The organism is Streptomyces sp. Edi2, from assembly GCF_040253635.1.
Classification (GTDB): Bacteria; Actinomycetota; Actinomycetes; order Streptomycetales; family Streptomycetaceae; genus Streptomyces.
In genome coordinates this window covers 480,014-502,289 of sequence record NZ_JBEJGX010000003.1, presented here as the reverse complement: position 1 = coordinate 502,289, position 22,276 = coordinate 480,014, and the positions used below count along the sequence as shown (strand labels likewise).

Here is a 22,276-nt window from a genome sequence, read left to right as displayed (position 1 = left end):
CCTCCTTGAGACGGCGACGGGTCTGCCGGAGGTCGGTGGTCAGCCGCTTGAGCGTGTCGAGAATTTTCTTGTCGTCAGCCATCGGCTATTTCGCCTCCTCTCCTGCGGAGAAGCCGTCAAGTTCGTCCTCGGCGAGACCGAGCATCTCGTCGATGGTCGACACGTCCAGGTCGGCGTCGGCGTCGTCGAGTTGTTCGGGCAGCCAGGCCGCGGCCAGTTCTCGCAGGCGGCGGACCAAGGCATCGTGCCGGGCGTCACCGGGGGATGTGCGCCGCAACTCGGCTTCGACATCGTCCAGCAGCCCGTCCCTCTTGGGCCCGGTGTCCTGGCTTTCGAGTATCCCGGCGAGCAGGTGCTCGGCGAGCGCTGACGGCGTCGCGTACTCAAAGACCACAGTGGTCGGCAAGCGCAGACCGGTCGCCGTGACCAGGCGTTTGCGCAGCTCTACGGCGGTCAGCGAATCGAATCCCAGATCCATGAAGGCCCGCCCCGGATCGATCGCCGCCGCATCGTCATGTCCCAGGACGGCAGCCACCTCCGCCCTGACGAGTTCGTGCAGCGCCGGCGCCCGCTCGGAGTCGGGAAGCGCCGCCAGCCGTGCTGCTGACCAGCGCTGGTCGGGCTCGGCCGCCGTGCGACGCGTGGGCACCCGCAGCAGGGCCTGGAGCACGGAGGGAACACCGATGTGTCCCGCCTGGGCACGGAGCGACGAGAGGTTCAGCTTCATCGGCAGGACCGCCGGTTCGTCCAACGCCCGCGCGAGGTCGAACAGGGCCAGACCTTCCGCGGTGGACAGCTCCGTGACGCCGGCACGTTCCATCCGCCGTACGTCTGCGTCACCGAGGTGTGCGGTCATGCCGGTGCGCTGGGCCCAGAATCCCCAGGCCAGAGCGATTCCGGGCAGCCCCTCCTCCCGTCGGCGCAGTACCAGAGCATCCAGAACCGCGTTGGCGGCGGCGTAGTTGCCCTGGCCTGGCCCACCGAACACCGCTGACGCGGACGAGAACACGATGAAGTCCGACAGGTCGAGGCCCTGCGTGAGCATGTGCAGGTTGAGTGCCCCGTCCACCTTGGGCGCCAGCACCGCCGACACCTGTGCGGGAGTCATGTCCGTAATCAGCGCATCATCAAGTACACCAGCGGTGTGTACGACAGCGGTCAGCGGATGCGCTCCGGGCACCGCCGACAGCACCTCGGCCACCGCGTCCCGGTCCGCCACGTCGCAGGCCACGATGGTTGCCTCGGCACCCAACTCCTGCAACTCCGCCTTCAGTTCGCCGGCGCCTGCCGCACCCGGGCCGCCGCGGCTCAGCAGAAGCAGGTGCCGGACGCCGGACTCCGTCACCAAGTGGCGTGCGAGCTCGGAGCCCAGCACACCGGTACCACCGGTGATCAGCACGGTTCCCTCCGGGTTCCATGCCCTGCCGGTCCGTTGACCGCCCCCGCTCGTCCTGACCAGCCTGGGTACGAACAGCTCTCCCCGGCGCACTGCCACCTGCGGCTCGCCAGAGTTCACCGCGGCGGGCAGGTGCTTGTAGTCCTCGTCGGTGTCGTCGGCCTCGACCACGACAATCCGGTCACCGTGCTCGGACTGGGCGGAGCGCACCAACCCCCACACGCCGGCGGCCGGGAGCGCTGACGTCCGGCCGGTGAGGAGCACCAGTCTGGCACCGGCGAACCGATCGTCGGCCAGCCAGGTTTGCAGCAGGCCCAACGTGTGCAGTACGGAGGCTCGCACGGCGGCCACCGTGTCATCGGGACCCCCCGCAGGGACAGGGACGACCACGACGCCAGGTGCGGCACGGCCCGCGCCGATGCGCTCGGCCAAGTCCTCGAACGTCTCAAAGCAGCGGTCTGCCACCCCGGTGTCCACCAGCGAGCTGGACTGCGGTTCCACACCGCCGACGACGACCCATTGGCCGGTGTCCTGCACCGCCTCGCGGACACCGAGCTTCGTCCACTCCAACTGGAACAGTGAGTGCTCGCCGGCGGACCTCAGGAGGTCGAGTTGCTTGGCGGGTGCCTTCCGTACCAGCAGGGAATCCACCGACAGTACGGACCGCCCGGCCGCGTCCCTCGCCACCAGCGTTACGGCGTCGGCGCCCTGCGCGGTCAGCTGTACGCGCAGCGAGGTGGCGCCGGTCGTGTAGAGCGAGACGCCGTTCCATGAGAAGGGAAGCATGACCTCGCCGGAATCCGCGCCCGTAGCCAGCAGCCCGCCCGCCACCGCCGCCTGGACCGCCGCGTCGAGCAGGGCCGGGTGCGACTGGTACGCGTCTGCCTCCGGCAGGCACTGCTCAGGGAGATCCACCTCGGCCAGGACGGCTCCGCCGTCTCTCCACACCGACCGAAGCCCCTGGAACGCGGGACCGTACTGAAAGTCGTCGGCTGCCAGCTGTTCGTACACGCCGGAGATGTCGACCGGCTCCGAGCCGGGAGGCGGCCACGCGGTGTTGTCGTCGGCGACGTTCTCCGTGCCTGCCGACAACGTTCCGACCGCGTGCCGTGTCCATCCTTCCTCGATGCCGGCGCGACGGGAATGGAAGCTGACCGAGCGGCGCCCGTCGTCGTCGGACGCGCCGATCACGAACTGGATGTGCACATCCTTGTTCTCGGGGTCCTCGGGCAGCACGAGCGGCGTCTCGAATGTCAGCTCTTCGATCCGGTCGCAGCCTGCTTCCTCCGCCGCGTAGAGCGCCATCTCGACGAACGCGGTTCCCGGCAGCAGCACGGTTCCCAGCACGGCATGGTCGTTGAGCCAGGAATGCTCGCTTCCGGACAAGGTCCCGGAAAACACCAGTCCGCCTTCGGGCTGCGCCAGCGGGACGACATCGGTCAGCAGCGGATGGGTTGTCGAAGCGTCCCTCGCGGACACGTTCTCGAGCCAGTAGTGGTCGTGTTGGAAGGCGTAGGTGGGGAGTTCGATGCGTTGGGCTTCTTGGTGGGTGAAGGCGGTGTGCCAGTTGATGTCGACGCCGTGGACGTGGGCTTCGCCGAGTGAGGTGAGGAAGCGGTCGATGTCTCCGTCGTCGCGTCGTAGGGTGCCGAGGGTTATGGCGGGGGAGTCGGTGTGGTTTTCGAAGGTGTCTTGGAGGCCGATGCCGAGGACGGGGTGGGCGCTGATTTCGATGAAGACGTCGTGTCCGTCGTCGAGCAGGTGCCGGGTGGTTTCTTCGAAGCGGACTGTTTGCCGCAGGTTGCGGATCCAGTAGTCGGCGTTCAGTTCCGTGGTGTCGAGGGGTGTGCCGGTCACTGTGGAGTAGAAGGGGGTGTGTGAGGTGGTGGGTTGGAGGCCGGTGAGTGAGGTGGTCAGTTGTTGTTCGATGCTGTCGACGTGTGCGGAGTGGGAGGCGTAGTCGACTGCGACCATGCGGGCGTGGACTCCCTCAGCGGTGCGCGCTGCCACGAAGTTTTCGACGGCGTTGACGTCGCCGGAGACCACGACTGACCGGGGGCCGTTGACGGCGGCGACCGACAGTCCCTTCAGGTCGGCGATGTGGTCGCGGACTTCGTTGAGTGGGAGTGAGACTGATGCCATGGCGCCGGAGCCGGCTAGTTTGTCGCGGATGAGCTGGCTGCGTAGTGCGACGATGCGGGCGCCGTCGTCCAGGGAGAGTGCTCCTGCCGCGCAGGCCGCGGCGATTTCTCCCTGGGAGTGTCCGGCGACTGCGGAGGGGGTAACGCCCATGGATTGCCATAGGCCTGCCAGGGAGACCATGACGGCCCACGAGGCCGGCTGGACGACGTCCACGCGCTCCAGCATCGAGGCGTCGGCGAGGACTTCGGACAGTGACCAGTCCACAAACGGAGCAAGCGCCTGCTCGCACTCCGTCATCAAAGCCGCGAATACCGGGGAGGAGGCCATGAGGTCTTGTCCCATGCCCACCCATTGCGCTCCCTGGCCGGGGAACACGAAGACCACCTCACGGTGGGCAACGGCTGTTCCCTCGGCCACCCACGACGTCAGGTCTCCGTTCATGGCCACGGCGCGGTGCTCGAAGTGGGTGCGTCCTACGGCGAGGGTGTATCCGACGTCGACGGGGTCGAGTTCGGGGTGGGACTCCAGGTGAGTGCGCAGACGGTCGGTCTGGTCCCGTAGCGCGTCCGCGGTGCGACCGGACAAGACCCACGGCACCACACCACCGCTCTTGCGGGCGGGCGGGGGTACGGGTGGGGCTTGCTCGATGATGACGTGGGCGTTGGTCCCTGAGACGCCGAAGGACGAGACCGCTGCACGGCGCGGTCGGTCGGATTCGGGCCATGCCTGCGCGGCCGTGACCAGCTCGACACCGTCGCCCCACTGGACATGCGGTGAAGGAGCATCGACGTGCAGCGATGCCGGGACCACGCCATGGCGCATCGCCTGCACCATTTTGATGATCCCTGCCACACCCGCAGCGGCTTGGGTGTGGCCGAGGTTCGACTTCACCGAGCCGAGCAGCAAGGGGGCACCGGCCCGTTCCCGGCCATACGTTTCCACCAGAGCGCCGACTTCGATGGGATCACCCAACCGCGTCCCTGTCCCGTGCCCTTCTACGACATCCACATCGCCGGGCCTCAGCCCCGCACCCGACAACGCCTGCCGCACCACCCGCTCTTGTGCCCGCCCACTGGGAGCTGTCAGGCCGTTCGAGGCGCCGTCCTGGTTGACGGCGGATCCCCGTACCACTGCGAGTACCCGATGCCCGTTCCGCACGGCATCGGACAACCGCTCCACCACCAACACACCCACACCCTCAGCAAACCCAGTCCCATCGGCCGCCTCGGCGAAGGACTTGCACCTGCCGTCCGGGGCGAGGCCGCGCTGCCGGCTGAACTCCACGAACCGTGAGGGTGAGGACATGACGGTGACACCGCCCGCCAACGCCAGAGAGGACTCACCGGAACGCAACGAATGCACCGCCCAGTGCAGCGCCACCAACGACGACGAACACGCCGTGTCCACCGTCACCGCGGGCCCCTCGAAGCCCAGCGCATACGCCACTCGACCTGACAGGACGCTGGCGGCGCTTCCGGTCCCCAACTGGGCTTCCAGCGCGGCGGGGTAGCGCCTCAGCCTGGAGGCGTAGTCCTGCCCATTGGATCCGATGAACAGGCCGGTGTCGCTTTCCCGCAGTGTGAAGGGGTCGATTCCTGCGTCTTCGAAGGCTTCCCAGCACGTTTCCAGCAGCAATCGCTGCTGCGGGTCCATCGCCAACGCCTCGCGCGGAGAGATACCGAAGAACTCCGGATCAAAGTTCTTGGAATTTTGCAGGAAACCCCCGTGCCGGGTATAGCTCGACCCCGCCTTTTCGCTATCGGGGTGGAACAGGGTGTCGATATCCCAGCCTCGGTCCTCCGGGAACCCGGACACCGCGTCCTCGTCGGATATCACCAGGTTCCACAAGTCAGCAGGGCTGGCCACCCCGCCGGGATAATGGCATGCCATTCCCACGACTGCCACCGGCTCGCGACTGCTTTCGGTAAGTTCGCGATTTCGTTGTCGTAGACGTTCGCTTTCCTTCACAGAGGCGCGTAGTGCGTCGATGAGCTGCTGTTCAGACATCATTACCCCAGGCTCGTGACTCAGAGGTCGCCGACTTGGTGTGCCATCTCGATGAGTGCGGCGAGATCAGCTGAATCGGCATCAGTATCAGCACCGGCTGCCGCAGGTTCATCCGGCACTCGTTCAGGTTCCGTGGACGGGGAAATCGGGAACAGCTCGTCACATAGCTTCCGCGCCATCGCCTCAGCGGTTGAGTATTCGAAGGCGAACGTGGTCGGTAGCCGCAGCCCCGTAGCCGCATTCAGCTTGTTGCGCAGCTGTACGGCCTCCATGGAACCGAGGCCGAGTTCGGTGAACGCCGTCCTGGCGCCGATCTCTCCCGAGCCTTCCTTGTACCCCAGGACGGCAGCGGCGCATGTGCGGACAGTGTCCACGAGAGCGCGGATTTTGGCGTTCGCGGAGAGACTGGCCAAACGGTCCCGGAGGGATACTTCGTCCGGTGTGTTCGCCTGCCGAGCCCGCATTTTCCGGACCGGCGGTTCAGCAGTTCCGAGTTTCTCAGCGGATATCGGCCGCAGTACCAAGGACTCCACCGATGCCACGGGGCGGCCTGTGGTCTCCGTAATGCTCAGTGACAGCGTGTCTGGCTGCTGCCTTGAGATCCTGCACCGCAATACGGCGGCTCCCGGCTCGTACAACGACACCCCTGTCCAGGCGAAGGGCATCCGAATCTGTCGCGCTTCCTCGTTCAGATCAGCGACCAACAGGGACTGAAGGAGTGCGTCCAGCAGCGCCGGGTGCAGGAGGAAAGAGCCGGACTCGCCGGCTTCCGGTTCGGGCAGCGCGACTTCGGCGCACACTTCCTGGCCGTTGCGCCACGCTGCGCGAAGGCACCGGAACGCCGGACCATAGTCGTACCCGCGCTCGACCAGGCGTTCATAGGCACCGCTCAGATCGAGAGCGGTGGCACCCCTCGGCGGCCACTCCTCCCCTTCGGCGGACTCGCCGGCGTCCTGCGCGGACGACCGCACCATGGAGCCGACCGCGTGCCGCACCCAGCCCGCCTCGCCTTGGGAGTGCACGCTGACGGCTCGCCTGCCGTCCGTGTCCGGCGCGGACATGGCGACCTGGAACTTGACCCTGGCGCCCCTGCGGAAGACCAGCGGCGCCTCCAGGGTCAATTCCTCGATCTGGTCAGCCCCGACTTCCGCGCCCGCTCGGAGCGCCAGTTCAAGCAACGCCGATGCGGGCAAGACCATGACGCCACCGACTACATGGTCGGCAATCCAGGGGTGAGTGTTCTCGGAGAGGCAGCCCGTGAGGAGAAGACCATCCATCTGCACCAGTTCTACAAGCGCGTTTGCCAGGATGTGGTCGATCGCTTGCTGCCCCGCAGCGTCGACATCCGCCCTGCGACTCCCTTTCTCGAGCCAGTAGTGGTCGTGTTGGAAGGCGTAGGTGGGGAGTTCGATGCGTTGGGCTTCTTGGTTGGTGAAGGCGGTGTGCCAGTTGATGTCGACGCCGTGGACGTGGGCTTCGCCGAGTGAGGTGAGGAAGCGGTCGATGTCTCCGTCGTCGCGTCGTAGGGTGCCGAGGGTTATGGCGGGGGAGTCGGTGTGGTTTTCGAAGGTGTCTTGGAGGCCGATGCCGAGGACGGGGTGGGCGCTGATTTCGATGAAGACGTCGTGTCCGTCGTCGAGCAGGTGCCGGGTGGTTTCTTCGAAGCGGACTGTTTGCCGCAGGTTGCGGATCCAGTAGTCGGCGTTCAGTTCCGTGGTGTCGAGGGGTGTGCCGGTCACTGTGGAGTAGAAGGGGGTGTGTGAGGTGGTGGGTTGGAGGCCGGTGAGTGAGGTGGTCAGTTGTTGTTCGATGCTGTCGACGTGTGCGGAGTGGGAGGCGTAGTCGACTGCGACCATGCGGGCGTGGACTCCCTCAGCGGTGCGCGCTGCCACGAAGTTTTCGACGGCGTTGACGTCGCCGGAGACCACGACTGACCGGGGGCCGTTGACGGCGGCGACCGACAGTCCCTTCAGGTCGGCGATGTGGTCGCGGACTTCGTTGAGTGGGAGTGAGACTGATGCCATGGCGCCGGAGCCGGCTAGTTTGTCGCGGATGAGCTGGCTGCGTAGTGCGACGATGCGGGCGCCGTCGTCCAGGGAGAGTGCTCCTGCCGCGCAGGCCGCGGCGATTTCTCCCTGGGAGTGTCCGGCGACTGCGGAGGGGGTAACGCCCATGGATTGCCATAGGCCTGCCAGGGAGACCATGACGGCCCACGAGGCCGGCTGGACGACGTCCACGCGCTCCAGCATCGAGGCGTCGGCGAGGACTTCGGACAGTGACCAGTCCACAAACGGAGCAAGCGCCTGCTCGCACTCCGTCATCAAAGCCGCGAATACCGGGGAGGAGGCCATGAGGTCTTGTCCCATGCCCACCCATTGCGCTCCCTGGCCGGGGAACACGAAGACCACCTCACGGTGGGCAACGGCTGTTCCCTCGGCCACCCACGACGTCAGGTCTCCGTTCATGGCCACGGCGCGGTGCTCGAAGTGGGTGCGTCCTACGGCGAGGGTGTATCCGACGTCGACGGGGTCGAGTTCGGGGTGGGACTCCAGGTGAGTGCGCAGACGGTCGGTCTGGTCCCGTAGCGCGTCCGCGGTGCGACCGGACAAGACCCACGGCACCACACCACCGCTCTTGCGGGCGGGCGGGGGTACGGGTGGGGCTTGCTCGATGATGACGTGGGCGTTGGTCCCCGACACACCGAAGGACGAGACCGCTGCACGGCGCGGTCGGTCGGATTCGGGCCATGCCTGCGCGGCCGTGACCAGCTCGACACCGTCGCCCCACTGGACATGCGGCGAGGGAGCGTCCACGTGCAGCGATGCCGGGACCACGCCATGGCGCATGGCCTGCACCATTTTGATGATTCCTGCGACACCCGCGGCGGCTTGGGTGTGGCCGAGGTTCGACTTCACCGAGCCGAGCAGCAACGGCGCACCGGATCGCTCCCGGCCATACGCCTCTACCAGCGCGCCGACCTCGATCGGATCGCCCAACCGCGTCCCCGTGCCGTGCCCTTCCACCACGTCCACATCGCCAGGCCCCAGTCCCGCACCCGACAATGCCTGCCGCACCACCCGCTCCTGCGCCCGCCCACTCGGCGCCGTCAGGCCGTTGGAAGCGCCGTCCTGGTTGACGGCGGATCCCCGTACCACTGCGAGTACCCGATGCCCGTTCCGCACGGCATCGGACAACCGCTCCACCACCAACACACCCACACCCTCAGCAAACCCAGTCCCATCAGCGCTGCTGGCATACGAACGGCACCGGCCGTCCGCAGACAGCCCCCGCTGCCGACTGAATTCCACGAAAGTCGCCGGGTTGGACATGACGGTGACTCCACCCGCCAACGCCAGGGAGCACTCACCGGACCGCAAGGACTGCACCGCCCAGTGCAGCGCCACCAACGACGACGAACACGCCGTGTCCACCGTCACCGCGGGCCCCTCGAGCCCCAGCACATACGACACCCGACCGGACAGGACTCCGCCGGATTTACCCGTGGTCAAGTGTCCTTCGATCTCTCCGGGGACCTGCTCGACCGTCGATGCGTAATCGTGGTACATCAATCCGGCGAACACGCCCGCATTGGTACCGCGGAGGGAGCGGGGGTTTATTCCGGCCGACTCGATCGCTTCCCAGGATGTTTCCAGTAGCAATCGCTGCTGCGGGTCCATCGCCAACGCCTCATGCGGTGAGATGGCGAAGAAGCGCGGGTCGAATTCCGCCGCTCCCTCCAGGAAACCTCCCCGCATGGTGTAGCTGGTGCCTACGTGATCGGGGTCCTCGTTATAGAGAGCAGCTATGTCCCACCCACGATCGGTGGGGAATTCTGTGGTGGCATCCGTGCCTGCAGAGATCAGATTCCACAGATCCTCAGCCGACTGCACGCCTCCGGGGTAACGGCATCCCATCCCCACGATGGCGATGGGATCGGCAGCGGATACCTCACCCTCGCGCGCGGGGCTTTCTTGGGACGAGGGTGACCCGGCGGGAGGTTCCGTGGTCTCTTCCTCGCCGAGCAGCGTGAAGAGATGCTCAGCCAAAGCCAGCGGGGTGGGGTAGTCGAAGACCAAAGTGTCAGGCAACGAAAGGCTCGTGACCTCATTCAACCGGTTACACAACTGCACGGCAGCGATGGAATCGAACCCGGCGTCCTTGAAGGACTGATCCACGTTGACCATGTCCGGCTGCACATAAACGAGCACCTGAGCCACTTGGTCGCGAACCAGGTCGACTACAGAGTTGAGATCCGGGAATCGTCGCATAGCGGGGCAGTCCTCGGTCGGGCTGGAAAAATTCTCCTGATTCACCTGAGCACCTCATCGAAAACAGTGATGTCACCCCGACACTGCAGGGCGAGGGAATCCGTAGTGACACCTTCAACATGACCCGTATGACGGCCAGTCGTCCGTTGCGGAGTCATGGACTTGTCTGCGAGGACGGTGCCTTCGGTAGGGTGTTCGCGGATATATGCGGTCAACGTGCGACGGGGTAGCGACTGTGGCGGAACGCCGAATCAGCTGAGAGGCTCCCATCCCACCGCAACGGGTTCATGTCACGATCTTCACCAACAGTAGGACCCGACTCCGGCCCTGCCGGTCAGGCCAGTTCTGCGCGTAGCGCCCAGGCTTGCAGAAAGTAACTCCAACGTCAGATTCATCTCGAATGATCGACCATATTGGGTTTAAATGCTCCCGCGGTTCTTTGCAGGTGCCTGAATCGGTTCTTAAACTATCAATGGATTTCGCGGCCTGCCATCATCAACTTTGACGGTTTCTGTCCTGGACCTGGCCGGCTCACGGCCGCCGCGACGTCGCAGTGCCCGGCCCTGGCGCCTCGGGCCGGCGCGGCGAGGCAGGTGTCCGGCCCCTGCTCGTACACCTCGGCGAGGGCGATGGCGCAGGCCCGGACGCGGTCCGTCGGACAGGAGTCGTTGAAGCGGATACCCCAGGTCGGCGGGCCGAACGGGTCCTTGTCAGCGTTGCTGCGCCACAGTCAGTCGTCTTCGCCTCCAGGGGTAGCCGAGGCGGATGTGAGGGTCGGGCACGATCGGATAGACGTTCCGGATCAGTCGGAATCAGGCTTGTCAAGGGTCGCTCTGCGTGCCTTGGCGGGATCTTTACGATGGGCAGCTCGGTGCCGGTGGCGTAGGTGCACCCAGTCGTGGCACAGGGGGCGAGGCGGGTCTGACGGCGAACGTGTTGCTTGGCGGGCGTTCAGGCGAGGATGTGGATGGCAGTGAGAGTTCCCGGCGGCCGTTACGAGTGGGTGGCGTTTGTTGGTCGGGGTGGTAGGGGGAAGCCTGAGCGGGCCGCGATGGTGTGATCGAGCGTCGGGCTGCGGTCAAGCAGGTGCGTATGCCGCGAGGCGACCGTGGAGATTGAAAGCGCCTCGGCCGCCGCGGGCATGGGCGGGGACCGCGAAGCCTTCCCAGCCGGTGTGTTCCGCGATGGCGCCGGTCAGGAAGTCGAGCGCCTAGCCTCGATCTTGCATGACGGTCCGTCGGATTTTCCGGCGGGCCGTTTCGCTGTTGCGGGCTGAACGTGGGAATAGCGGTGGCCCGGCTGTCGCGTCGGGTGGGCGCCGGGTTCCACTGCTCCGGTGGGGTGGTGCTGCTCGAAGGAGCGAGAAGGGGCTGGTCAGTCGGGGTTCGGCAGGGCTTGGAGCCGGTTGACCGCTGTGGTGATCACGTCGATCCAGGGCCAGTGCGCCGCGAGGCGGAGGTAGCGGCGGCGGCCGGTGGTGACGAGTTGGGCGGCGGCGGAGAACAGCCGCAGCCGCAGGCGTTTGGGCTCCCACGTCCGTGGCTGATCGGTGAGGGCGAGCATCGGCATCCAGGCCAGCAGGTCCAGGGCGAGCTGGACGATCTCCAGCCAGATCTGGTTCTGCGCGAAGCCGTGGAGTGGGAGGTTGCGCAGGCCGGTGTCGCGGGCGCCTCGGATGCGGTCCTCGCAGCGGGCACGCTGGCGGTGCCGCAGTTCGAGCCCGGCGATCGCGGTGCCGGGAGTGTTCGTGGCAAAGCAGGTCAGACGCTTACCTTCGGCGTCGGTGAAGCGGAGCTGGGCGCCGGGGTGCGGGCGTTCCTTGCGGACGATCAGCCGCATCCCCTTTGGCCACCCCTTCAGGCAGTCCCCGCCGATCTCGGCGACCCAGGCACCGTCGCGGACCTCCCCGCCGGGCTCGACTGCCGGCGTCCAGGCTGATGCCGGGACCTTCAGTACGGCCTGGTGGATGGCGTCTGTGATGGTCATGCCGATCGAGTACGACAGCCACCGGCCCCGCGCAGTGAGCCAGTTGGCGAACTCGTGGGTGCCGCCCCCGGAATCGGTGCGGACCAGGGTGCGGCGCCCGCGCCGGTACCTCTTCGGCAGCTGGGCCAGGGACATCTGGGTGGCGGTGATGTGGTCGGCGGCGGTGTTGCTGCCCGCGTTCCCCGCTCTGAGCAGGCCCGCCACCGGCTCACCTGACCCGCCCGCCCCGTGGTCGACGAACCCCATGATCGGATGGTGGCCGAACGTCCGCTTCCAGGTCGCCGCGGCGGCCTGCTTGTCCGAGTGCGCGATCACCAGCACCCCGTCCAGGTCCACGATCAGCTGACCGCCCGTATCGGGGGCGGCGTCCCCGGCCAGCGCCCAGACATGTTCGCGGACCTGAGCACGGGCCCGGCGGATCGCGGTCAGCGCACGCTCCCCGCTCGTGGCGAGCGTGTCGACCAGGCGGGAGACGGTCGGGTCGGAGGCCACCGGCCCGAACACGCTCGGTTCGGCCCGCAGCACCTCGACGTCGGCCAGGCAGTCTCCGCCCAGCGCGACCGCGAGCGCCACGTCCAGCAGGACCTTGCCCGGATCGTGCACCGCCCGCTGCTTGCGCCACGGCGCCAACGCCGCCGATATCGCGCTGTCCAGCCCGCTCTTGCGGACCGTCTCCACCAGCAGTACGGCCCCGGCCTGCGAAACCACTCCGCGACCACCGCCCTCGACCCGGACACGGGGGTACGACCCGATACTCTGCTTCACCTGAGGCGTGCCGCTTTCCTGACGACGAACAGGACCCTAGACGAGTCCCATCGTTGCAGGTCAGGGGCACTCATCGTGTTTCTGATCACCCATCGGACGCCCAGCCACGTGAATGCGCGAGACGAGTAAGAACGGAAGCTGTCCGACGTCAGATGCTCTCCTGGGCCCAGGCCGGGAGAGGGAGAACCAGCAGCGCAACCCCAGATGCCCTGTCATGACCTGCCAACCTCCTGATCACCAGTCCGAACGACTGACTGTGGCGGTCTGTCTCGCCAAGGTGCGCGGCGAATCACCCACAGGTCCGGTTGAGTGGCGGCTGTGTGGCCGGCCCGGTGCTATCCGTACCAGGCGGCTGCCCGGACGGGATCGAAGGGAGATGCTCATGGAAGGTGTACCGCCGGACGCCTGGAAATGGGAACTCGACCGTTCGTCCGACCCGAGGCGCGAGCCCGGGCCGATCAATCTGCAGCGGTATGCGTTCGTACCGGCTTACGCCGGGATCGCCACGTTCTTCGGGCTGCCGCTGTGCCTCAACCCGGACGACCTGCGTGCCGGCCACGTCGATGTGGCCGTCGTCGGGGCCCCGGTAGACATGTCGACCGGGCACCGGGGGGCGGCCTTCGGGCCGCGTGCGATCAGGGCCGATGAGCGGATTCTGCCCCACACTCCGCAGATGCTGGTCAATCCCAGCACCCGCATCAAACCGTTCGAGGAACTGACGGTGGTCGACTACGGCGATGCCGCGGTGGACCCATTCAGTATCGACAACTCCATGGAACCGATCCGCGCTCTGGTCCGCGAGATCGCCGGAACCGGTGCGATCCCGATCGTGCTCGGCGGGGACCACTCGATCCTTTGGCCGGATGCCGCGGCCATGGCTGACGTGTACGGGGCGGGCAAGGTCGGCGTGATCCACTTCGACGCCCATCCAGACTGCTCCCAGGACCTGTTCGGTCATCCCACCTCGCACGCCACACCGATTCGCCGGCTGATCGAGGACGAACATGTCCCCGGACGCAACTTCATCCAGATCGGCCTGCGCAGTGCGATCGCGCCCGACGACGAACTCTTCGACTGGATGCGCGAGCACGGACTGAGGGCGCACTTCATGGCCGAGATCGACCGGCGCGGATTCGATGTGGTCCTCCAACAGGCCATCGATGAGGCGCTGGACGGGCCGGAATATCTGTTCGTGTCGCTGGACATCGACGTGCTGGACCCGGCCTTCGCACCGGGCACCGGCACACCCGAGCCACCCGGCCTGACCAACCGCGAACTGCTGCCGGCCATCCGCCGGATCTGTCACGAGACGCCAGTCGTGGGCATGGACATCGTCGAGGTCGCACCCCACCTCGATCCCGGCTACACCACCACAATGAACGCCCGGCGAGCCATCTTCGAGGCACTGACCGGGATCGCCATGCGTCGCAAAGGTCTACCCGGTCCCTCCTATTTGGACCCGGCAGTCGCCGGACCCCCGCCAGGGCAGCAGACATAGCCAGCCACAACCCCGAACGGCAAGCTGATGTGGAACAGAATCCCGCCCCAGCTCCCACGCTCTCGACCTTCCGCCGAGCTGAGAGCGCTTCAAAGTGCTCCCCATCGCTGTTCCCGGCCACGTTGACCAGCACGCGGTCGCTGACGCTACTCAGGCCAGAATCACGGCTCATCCGCGCCCACAGCACGGGCAGACGGGTACAACCCGACACCCTTCTTCACCTGAGGGGTGCTTCTCCCCAAACGGCGTTCAGGGCCTAGAAAAGTCTATCGTCCCAGGTCAGAGGCGTTCATCGTGTCTACAGCCCTCCCTCGTACACCTAGCCTCGTGAAAGCCCGAGGCTAGCGTGCCGGCAGGCCCGCGAGCCCGGTGGCCCGTAGATGGGCAGGACCTGAGGGGTATGGACGATCGACGACGCCGACGTCAGGGCCAGGCCCCAGCCGCCGTCGTACCGCAGGGTTCGGGCGGCCTTGCCCGCTCTGTCCTCGAACCTGCAAGCCCCGCACGTACCCGCTTCATGATTCGCCTCCGCCATCGACAACGAATCGCTTGGACGGACCGATACCCAACTCGGTTGCTACGAAGGTTGGTTAACGATCCCGGACTATGGGTAGCGTTCGGCGCCGTACTCACTGTTCAACCAAGGTGAAGGACGTCGGGAGTTCGACAGCGCCCATCCAGGCGCAGTGAACCCATCTCGATACCTTCTCGTGACGGTACGTGATCTTCGCTCAGGCGGTGCGGCCGTGTTCGAGGCGGAGCAGGGCGAGGGCGGCTCAGGCGATGCGGGTGATGGCTGCCGGGTCGAGGCTGACCCTGCGCAGGGCCTTGAAGGTGACTTGCAGCAGGGCGCTCGCATGCTCCGCCATGCCGTGCACGTCGGGGATCGTCGTGTTGAACGTCGGTTCCGACTCGCTGAGTTCGTCGCTGTTGGGTATTTTGACTGCGTGGCGAAATTCGGCACGGACGTTCTCGTAGGTCAGGTCGGTCAGGGTGGGAATGCTGAGGGTTGCGGCGAGCCGGTTGAGGGCGTCGACGAGACCGTGGGTGCGGTCGCAGGTGGTGCTGTGCTCGCGGACCGGCAGGCAGCGGTGGACAACCAGACCGGCGATGCCGTTGTCCCGGGCGAGTTGGACAAGCCGGGTGCCGTCGACGAACCCGCGTGGCACCAGTACGACTTGTTTGCGGACGCCCAGGGCGCGGGTCCCTTGCGGTGCGGAGCCGCCTGCGGTCGTCGCACCGCAACGTCGCGAGGTGCTCCGCGGTCCGACTGCGAACATCGAGGACAGCGGTGTAGGTGATGCTGGACGTCACATGAAGCCTCTGGGCTGGGACATTGATCTCCGCCAACCCGTTCTACCAGGGCCTTCACGCCTATTTGACGTCGTGTAACCACCTCGGCCACCCGCACCCGATCACGCACCGCAACTATGACGTTGCCGAGAGGGCCTCAATGGATAACTGATTGATTTCTTCCCGCTCAGAGGCAGGACGGGAGAATCATCATGTGGTAAACAAGTATAATGTCTTCGCAGCGCCCCTTCCGCTTCGGTGTCAACATGTTCGTTCCCGGTTCGCGACGCGAGTGGAGCGCGAAGTGCCGCAGAGCCGAGGAACTCGGTTTCGATGTAGTCGGAGTAGCCGATCACCTGGAGTTCTCCGCGCCGTTTCCAGCACTGGTGCTCGCCGCCGAAATGACCGAACGGGTACGGCTGAGTACGTTCGTGTTGAACACACCGTTCTACAACCCTGTCCTCCTCGCGCGTGAGGTGGCGAGCACCGACCAATTCATCGACGGGCGTATGGAACTCGGGCTCGGCGCAGGCTACGTGAAGGCCGAGTTCGACACCGCGGAGATACCGTTCACCAGCGGTGGAAGGCGGGTCGACCAGCTGGAACGGACTGTCACCACATTGCGTCGTCTGTTTAAGGACGCAAAATTTCAGCCGCGTCCAGCCCAACCATCCGGGCCGCCACTGCTGATTGGGGGCTGGGGCGACCGGCTGCTGCGGCTGGCCGCCGCGCAGGCCGATATCATCGCCTTCACCGGAGGCTGGGCCAGCACCACCGGCGATGTACTCCATGTGGCCGGAATCGCGCAGACGGAAGAACGGGTCGCCTACGTGCGCGGCCTACTCGGTGACCGTGCCGACGCTGTGGAGCTGAATATCCTGGTGCAGCAGGTGATTCCGCCCGCCGAACGCGCCGCGGTGCCTGACAGGTTCGAGCCGCTCCTGCCGCCCGACGCCGTGGGCAGCCCCGAGGAGCTTCCCACTGTGCTGATCGGAACCCCATCGGAGATGGCGCAACAACTCAAGGAACGCCGCGAACGCTACGGCTTCACCTACTTCACGGTTATGGAATACAACATGGAGAATTTCGCGCCGGTTATCGCCGCGCTGCGCTGAACTGCACACTTCGCCACGATGCCGCCGGCGACGGGGGCTGTGATCGAAAGGGGTGACCCGATTCGCATCGGGGACAGAACTACCTGTGGAGCGGCCGGCGTGAACCTTGCCCTCACCGGCCAGGGCACCCCCACGACCCTTATGCTGCTACGCCACGGTGAGACGGCATTGACGCCGGAGAAGCGGTTGTCCGGCAGCGGCGGTGGCGATCCGGCGTTGTCGGAGGCCGGGCAGTGGCAGGCCGAGGCCGCCGGGAGGATGCTCGTGGCACGCGGCCCGGTGCAGGCGGTGGTGTCCTCACCGCTGCGCCGAGCCCAGCAGACGGCCGAGACAGCGGCACGTCGGCTGGGCCTGGAAGTCCGAATCGACGAAGGGCTCACCGAGGCGGATTTCGGTGCCTGGGAGGGACTTACGTTCGCCGAGGTGCGCGAGCGCTACCCGGACGAGCTGGCAGCGTGGCTTGCCTCTCCGGCAGCGGTGCCGGGCGGAACCGGGGAGACATTCGCCGCGGTTGCGCGCCGGGCCGCGCTCTTGCGGGACCGGCTCCTGGCACGGTACGAGGGGCAGACGGTGTTGGTCGTTTCGCATGTCGGGGTGTTGCGGACGCTGGTTCGGCTGGCGCTGGGCGCGCCGCCCGTGTCCCTGTTCCGGATGGAGTTGTCGGCGGCCTCGCTGTCGGCCGTGGCCTATCACGGGGATGGGAATGCGTCGGTGCAATTGCTGAACGACACGTCGCACCTCGCGGACCGCCGCTGACCTCGGCAGCAAATGGGGCGGTGCTCGGCACGGACCCCCGTCGGTCAGCATCGAATCGTCTTGGTGCGCATGAGGAATTCAGCGAGGTAGCCGTCGTGGGGCAGTCCGTGCTCCATCCACGGTGTCGGATGGTCACCGACGTAGACGTTGGCGATCGTCGGCTCGGCCACCAATTCGTCGATCAGCTTCGCGTCGGTGGTGACGGCAGTGAGGACGAGGGTGTCGCGCAGCGGCCGGACCCCGGCGTCGCGGTCCCATGGGGCAATCCACGCACAGGGGAAGCCCAACTCGACCCCGAGCTGTTCGGCGAACGGGCTGTCGAGTTGGTGCACCGCCGGCCGGAGCACCGCGGAACCATCGCCGAGATCGTCGACGATACCGTCACCGCCGAGCCACGCCTTGGTGCCCGCTGCCCGTTGCCGCAGATACTCGTCCCACCAACGGGCGAGACCGACGGGCTGCACGGGCAGGACTGCGCGTTCATCCGTCGCGGGGAGGCTGGGCAGCGCGTCGAGGCGTTCGGCGATCGCCGCGGCCACGGGGGAGGGGTCGCCCTCGACCAGTACGCCGGTGGCGTTGACGCAACCGACGCCCCCACCACTGCTGATCGACTCCACGATGGTGTCGACGAGCGGTTCCCACTCGGTTTCGGCGGTGATGAGAATCTTGGAGCGCCCGGGGCCCTGCGGCAGAATGCGTCGATCGCCGGCATATTTGCCCACGACATCCGTACCTCCGTACACCATTCCGAAGTCGGTGTCCCGGAGGATGTCGTCGGCCCCGTTGTGGTCGGTGGGCAGCAACGTGATTCCCTCGTCGCCGAAACCGGCCTCGCGCAGGGCAGTGACCAGCCGATGTGGGGTGAACGGTTCACGACGGGAGGGACGCACGGCAACGCGATAGCCGAGCGCGAGGGCATCGAACCAACCCTGGTGCACCGCAGGGTGATTGCCCGCCGCATGGACGGCAAATACCCCACCGCGCCGGGTCCACACCGCCGCACCGCCCCGGGCCCGCGGATCGCGCCACGAGCCGACTGAACCGGCTGGCCGCGCGTTCTCCACGCTGTGGTGGATCCGCTCGGCGGCCCGCGCAATATCGTCGGTGGCATTGCGCACTACCGTGATCGGTATCCCGGTGACCGCGCTGACGGTGTGCTGATATTCCTGCGCCGTCAGTCCCGCGATCGGCTGCGTGGCGAAAGCCCGGCCCGCCTGTGCGAACGCCGCGATCCGTGTGTCGACGGGTAGCGCCGGCGCTCGGCGCAGGGCCTTTATCGCGCGGCTGATGTAGAGCGAGGGCGCGATACTCAGTGTCGCGACCGGGTTTCCGGCAAGATCTCGAATGGTCTCCTGACGCCGGGACCGATAGGGGCCGCCGGGGCCGAGAACGTCCAGGGACAACATCAGTACACGCCCTCGACCACCGGAGTATCGCCGAAGGACGCCACGGGTGCGACGTCTGCGACCGAATCACCGAAGCCGCCGGCCACCGGTGCGATCCGGGTTGCGTAGTCCCGCTCGATGTTGTTGACCAGCAGGGCACTTCGGCTCATGTGATGCACAACTATCTGCCCGCGCTCGCCGTACGGAACAACCCGGCCGGTGTCGGGGTCGATTACCCGGAACGTGGTGTACGGAGCGAAGGGGTCGAACACGCACGGCTCGTCGCCACCGAGGCCGGGTCGCTCCACCGATGTCCCCAGCATCATCGTGCCGCCGTACCCGCCGACCAATTTGGCGTTTCCGAACACCTCGTCGCGCAGTAGATCTCGGGTGTCAGCGTCCAGATGCGTACCACCCCAGATGATCGCGCGAACCTTCCGGTTCACCAACTCGACCAGATCGTCATGCTGCGCGAGGCGCTCCAGCATCGGCGGGGTGGCGAAGAGGACGCCCACCTTCTGGCCGGCCAGAAGGTAGCCGACCTGTTCGATGAGATGATCGGTGTAGGCGTCGGCCATGTCCGTCCGGCCCTGCGCGATGAGCTTCTTCACCCATCGCGGGTCCAGATCGATGCTGAAGTTCAGCCCACCCCGAGCCATCGCGGCGTCGGCCGCCATTGCTCCGACATTGTGCGGCCCGGTGGGAACCGCACTGAGCCAGTCGACATTTCGCGGTACGCCGTGAGCATCCAGTCGCTCACTGAACCATTCGACGCTGCGGCGGTGCCACTCCGCGGTGTACATCACTCGCTTGGGCTGCCCTGTGGTACCGCCGCTTTCGTAGACGGTCGCCCCGTGCTCGTCACCGTAGCCACGGGGAATCAGCTCACGGACACCGACATCGCGCAGTTCATCCACAACATTGGGAAATAAGCGGAGATCGTCGAAATCCCGGACGTCGGTCAGCGGATCAAAGTTGAGGGTTTCGGCCCGTTTCAGCCAGAACGATGACCCGGTCTCTGGACTGAAGTGCCACTGCATCATCTCTCGAACGAACTCTCCGCCAGTGTGCTCGACCATGAATTTTCCTCTCGAAAGAATTGAGCAAATGCCCGGCAACTGCAGAACTTATTGCCCCTGAAGGGCGGGCAGCGGTGGCTCGCGGCAGGGGCGTCGGCTGCGCCGACGTCATCGTCCCCGCACGTGCCACCGCCTTCCCGTCCTGGTCATGGGTCTCACCATGCACCGTCTGTCGTACGACGTTCCCGCGCGTCCGGTCGCGCAGCAGGACCGCACGATCGATCGGTTCGAGGTCCGGATCGGTGATCTCAAGTCATAGAAAGCAGAGTTGAAACGGCGCCTCGCGCACGACCGCGACGTGGGCCGCACCCACTTCTCCGCCCTCCGCGACCTCCTGACCGGAAACCTCTGGCTACCACCCGCTCACGCGTATTCAAGGACCTGAGCAGTCACGCCTCATCGGCGATGGGGATGAAACCATTGCGCCCTACGTAATCATGTTGATTTCCTCTTCTTTCCTACCCGATCTCGGCCGAACCACTGAGGCAGCGGGCGGTGGAGAGACCGGTCATGTCGGTCCAGGATTTCTTGTCGAGCACGAGATCTCGGATGATCTCTCCGGCGGCAGGTGCTTGGCACAGGCCCTGACCGGAGAATCCAGCCGCGTAGAGGAACGGGCGGGAGCGATCGCGGCCGATGAAAGCCATCCCGTCCGGACTGACATCGAGGTCTCCGCTCCACCCGTTCTCGAGGCTGCTGCCGGCAAGGGCCGGATAGGTCGTACCGAGGTGGTGTGACACCCGTTGTAGCCAGGCCTGTCGGGTTTCATCCGGAGCGGGGCGGCCCATCCCGACGAGGATGCGGTCTCCCCAGCTTCGGATGCGCAGGCTGGACGGGTGCATAGTCATCGGCAGAACGCAGCGCGGGGCACTACCGGGGGTGTCGGTCAGGAGCATTTCGACGGGGTATGTGGTCACAGGAAGGCGTACGTCGGCCATGGCGGCGACGCTTCCCGCCCAGGGGCCTGCCGCGCAGACGACGGTGTCTGCGCGGATGCTGCCCGCAGACGTGTGGACCCGCCCATCTGGGTCGATACCGGTGACGGGTGTTTCCGTGCGCAGAATGGCGCCGGCCTGCTGGGCGGCTGTGGCATAGCCGCGCACGATCGCGGCGGGATCGCATGCGTAGGCCTCGGGCGACCAGGCTGCCGCCAGGATGGCTCGCTCGTCGACCAGCGGGTTGAGCCGCGCTGCTTCAGCAGCTGTCACGAGTTCGACATCCACTCCGGCTGCCTTCTGGGCAGCTCGGGTGTGCCGGAAGTCCTGCGTCTGGTGCTCGTCGGTGAACAGCACGAGCAAGCCGATACGCTTCAAGCCGAGGTCGATTCCGGTCCGTTCGGTGAAGGCGTGATAAGCCGCCAGGCTCCGGACAGCAAGGCTGCTGATGAGAGCGTTACCGGGAAAGTAGGTACGCACCACGCCCGCAGTGGTCCCGGACGATCCCGATCCGAGTGCGCCACGCTCCAGCAGGACGGTACCGACGCCTGCCTCGGCAAGCTGGCACGCTATTGAGTTGCCGACGACACCCCCGCCGATGACAACGGTGTCCGTGCGTTCGGGGAGTTGGCTCACGACTGGCGGACCGATTCATTGGGGCGCAGTTGGCGCAGGTGATCTCCGGCGTCCCATGGATACAGGTGCAGATTCCAACCACCCAAACAGTTGACGTAGAGGGCCAGTTGGCTCACCAGACTCAGGAAATCGTCGCGATCGATCTGGTCGAGGCAGGCCAGGAAGCGCTGGGTGAAACTCCAAAGCTGCTCCAGGCCGCAGTAGCCCAGAAACTCGGCCGGAAGACCGACCAGCAGGCGGGCCATGTGACGCAATGAATCCATCGGCATGCCCTGGACCGTGGCCCGGACCAGACCACCGTAGGTGGCATACCCCAGCGGGCGGGTCTCACCGTTGACGAACAGCAGAGTGGGCAACACCGTCTCAAAACTCCCTGCCCCGGAAGGGATCACCCCCGCGTGGAGATCAGCGAGCTCCTGCGGTCCGGACAGCCAAGCCCGCTCGGTCGCGGTGTACACGTCGTGGATGAGACGGCTCGCGTCGGGATCTACGGCGGTTAAATGCGGAATACGGTGGCCGCCTTCGGTGCCCGCCTTGCGGACCTCCACCAGGATCGGCTTCTTCGTCGAATAGACCGAATCCCAGATTGCCTGCCCGACCTCCAGTAGTGCGGGCATATCCCCCTGCAAGATCCGGCCCACCGGGGATGCCGGCATAGGTTCGGTCAACGTGCCGTACTTGATGCCTAAATGCTGCAGCGCGGAGCAGAATATGGTCCCATCGGGCGCCTCGCGTCGATCTGCGATCCGAGTAGACGCGGACAGATGCAGCAGCGACGGAATCGGCGCCGCGTGATATAGATGCTGTCCCGCCACCAGCGCGTGTCCCTGCAGACTCTGATAGGGCAACGCCTCCCACAGTGCGTCGGCAAGTTCAGCGTTGCGACCATCGAGTTCCGCGGTCACGGTGATACCCAGATCGGGCCAGGCGATCTCGACATGCCGATCGGAAATCGTTTCAGACAAGGTTTTCCCCTTCTTTCAGTGAGATATCGTCGCTGCTATTTGTCTGCGGA

Annotated in this window: 9 protein-coding genes and 2 pseudogenes; 3 read left to right on the top strand and 8 right to left on the bottom strand. The window is 66.1% G+C overall.

From position 1 onward, the window contains the following. Positions 1–85 precede the first annotated feature (85 nt). The 3 genes from ABR737_RS05720 to ABR737_RS05705 form a co-directional block, all read right to left on the bottom strand. Positions 86–5,569, bottom strand: a complete 5,484-nt coding sequence (locus ABR737_RS05720) for a type I polyketide synthase (protein WP_502964473.1) — start codon at positions 5,567–5,569, stop codon at positions 86–88. Beyond that, the gene (locus ABR737_RS05710) at positions 5,566–9,858 is read right to left on the bottom strand and encodes a type I polyketide synthase (RefSeq protein WP_350249093.1); all 4,293 of its coding nucleotides are present in this window, start codon (positions 9,856–9,858) and stop codon (positions 5,566–5,568) included. Before ABR737_RS05710 ends, ABR737_RS05720 begins: the two co-directional genes overlap by 4 nt. 1,329 nt (positions 9,859–11,187) lie before the next feature. Further along, positions 11,188–12,564, bottom strand: a complete 1,377-nt coding sequence (locus tag ABR737_RS05705) for an IS1380 family transposase (RefSeq protein WP_350249092.1) — start codon at positions 12,562–12,564, stop codon at positions 11,188–11,190. Positions 12,565–12,778: 214 nt separating this feature from the next. Between ABR737_RS05705 and ABR737_RS05700 the strand changes: the two genes are divergently transcribed. Further along, positions 12,779–14,062, top strand: a complete 1,284-nt coding sequence (locus tag ABR737_RS05700) for an agmatinase family protein (protein ID WP_350249091.1) — start codon at positions 12,779–12,781, stop codon at positions 14,060–14,062. 776 nt (positions 14,063–14,838) lie between these two features. On the opposite strand, the pseudogene ABR737_RS05695 reads toward ABR737_RS05700, so the two are convergent. Then, positions 14,839–15,376 (bottom strand): annotated as a pseudogene (locus ABR737_RS05695) (transposase family protein). Between the two features lie 209 nt (positions 15,377–15,585). On the opposite strand from ABR737_RS05695, the gene ABR737_RS05690 reads away from it, so the two are divergent. Together ABR737_RS05690 and ABR737_RS05685 are read left to right on the top strand one after the other, a co-directional pair. After that, positions 15,586–16,470 carry an LLM class F420-dependent oxidoreductase gene (locus tag ABR737_RS05690; RefSeq protein WP_350249090.1) on the top strand — a complete coding sequence of 295 codons (885 nt, stop codon included), beginning with the start codon at positions 15,586–15,588 and terminating at the stop codon, positions 16,468–16,470. Positions 16,471–16,593: 123 nt separating this feature from the next. Further along, positions 16,594–17,226, top strand: a pseudogene (locus tag ABR737_RS05685) (histidine phosphatase family protein); the annotation flags it as partial. A gap of 44 nt (positions 17,227–17,270) precedes the next feature. Here the strand turns inward: ABR737_RS05685 and ABR737_RS05680 are convergent. The 4 genes from ABR737_RS05680 to ABR737_RS05665 form a co-directional block, all read right to left on the bottom strand. Then, entirely contained in the window at positions 17,271–18,632 is a 1,362-nt protein-coding gene (locus ABR737_RS05680; RefSeq protein WP_350249089.1) for an aldehyde dehydrogenase family protein, read from the bottom strand. After that, complete coding sequence (locus tag ABR737_RS05675; protein WP_350249088.1) at positions 18,632–19,690, bottom strand: AMP-binding protein; 1,059 nt, start codon at positions 19,688–19,690, stop codon at positions 18,632–18,634. Before ABR737_RS05675 ends, ABR737_RS05680 begins: the two co-directional genes overlap by 1 nt. A gap of 458 nt (positions 19,691–20,148) precedes the next feature. Beyond that, on the bottom strand, positions 20,149–21,261 hold the full coding sequence (locus ABR737_RS05670; protein WP_350249087.1) for an NAD(P)/FAD-dependent oxidoreductase: 1,113 nt from the start codon (positions 21,259–21,261) through the stop codon (positions 20,149–20,151). Beyond that, on the bottom strand, positions 21,258–22,226 hold the full coding sequence (locus ABR737_RS05665; protein WP_350249086.1) for a cucumopine synthase-related protein: 969 nt from the start codon (positions 22,224–22,226) through the stop codon (positions 21,258–21,260). Before ABR737_RS05665 ends, ABR737_RS05670 begins: the two co-directional genes overlap by 4 nt. Positions 22,227–22,276 lie beyond the last annotated feature (50 nt).

Excerpts from the sequence above, each read along its gene's own strand:
- ABR737_RS05700 (WP_350249091.1), top strand. The coding sequence starts at position 12,779 with ATGACCTGCCAACCTCCTGATCACCAGTCCGAACGACTGACTGTGGCG.
- ABR737_RS05690 (WP_350249090.1), top strand. The coding sequence starts at position 15,586 with ATGTCTTCGCAGCGCCCCTTCCGCTTCGGTGTCAACATGTTCGTTCCC.
- ABR737_RS05680 (WP_350249089.1), bottom strand. The coding sequence starts at position 18,632 with ATGTTGTCCCTGGACGTTCTCGGCCCCGGCGGCCCCTATCGGTCCCGG.
- ABR737_RS05675 (WP_350249088.1), bottom strand. The coding sequence starts at position 19,690 with ATGGTCGAGCACACTGGCGGAGAGTTCGTTCGAGAGATGATGCAGTGG.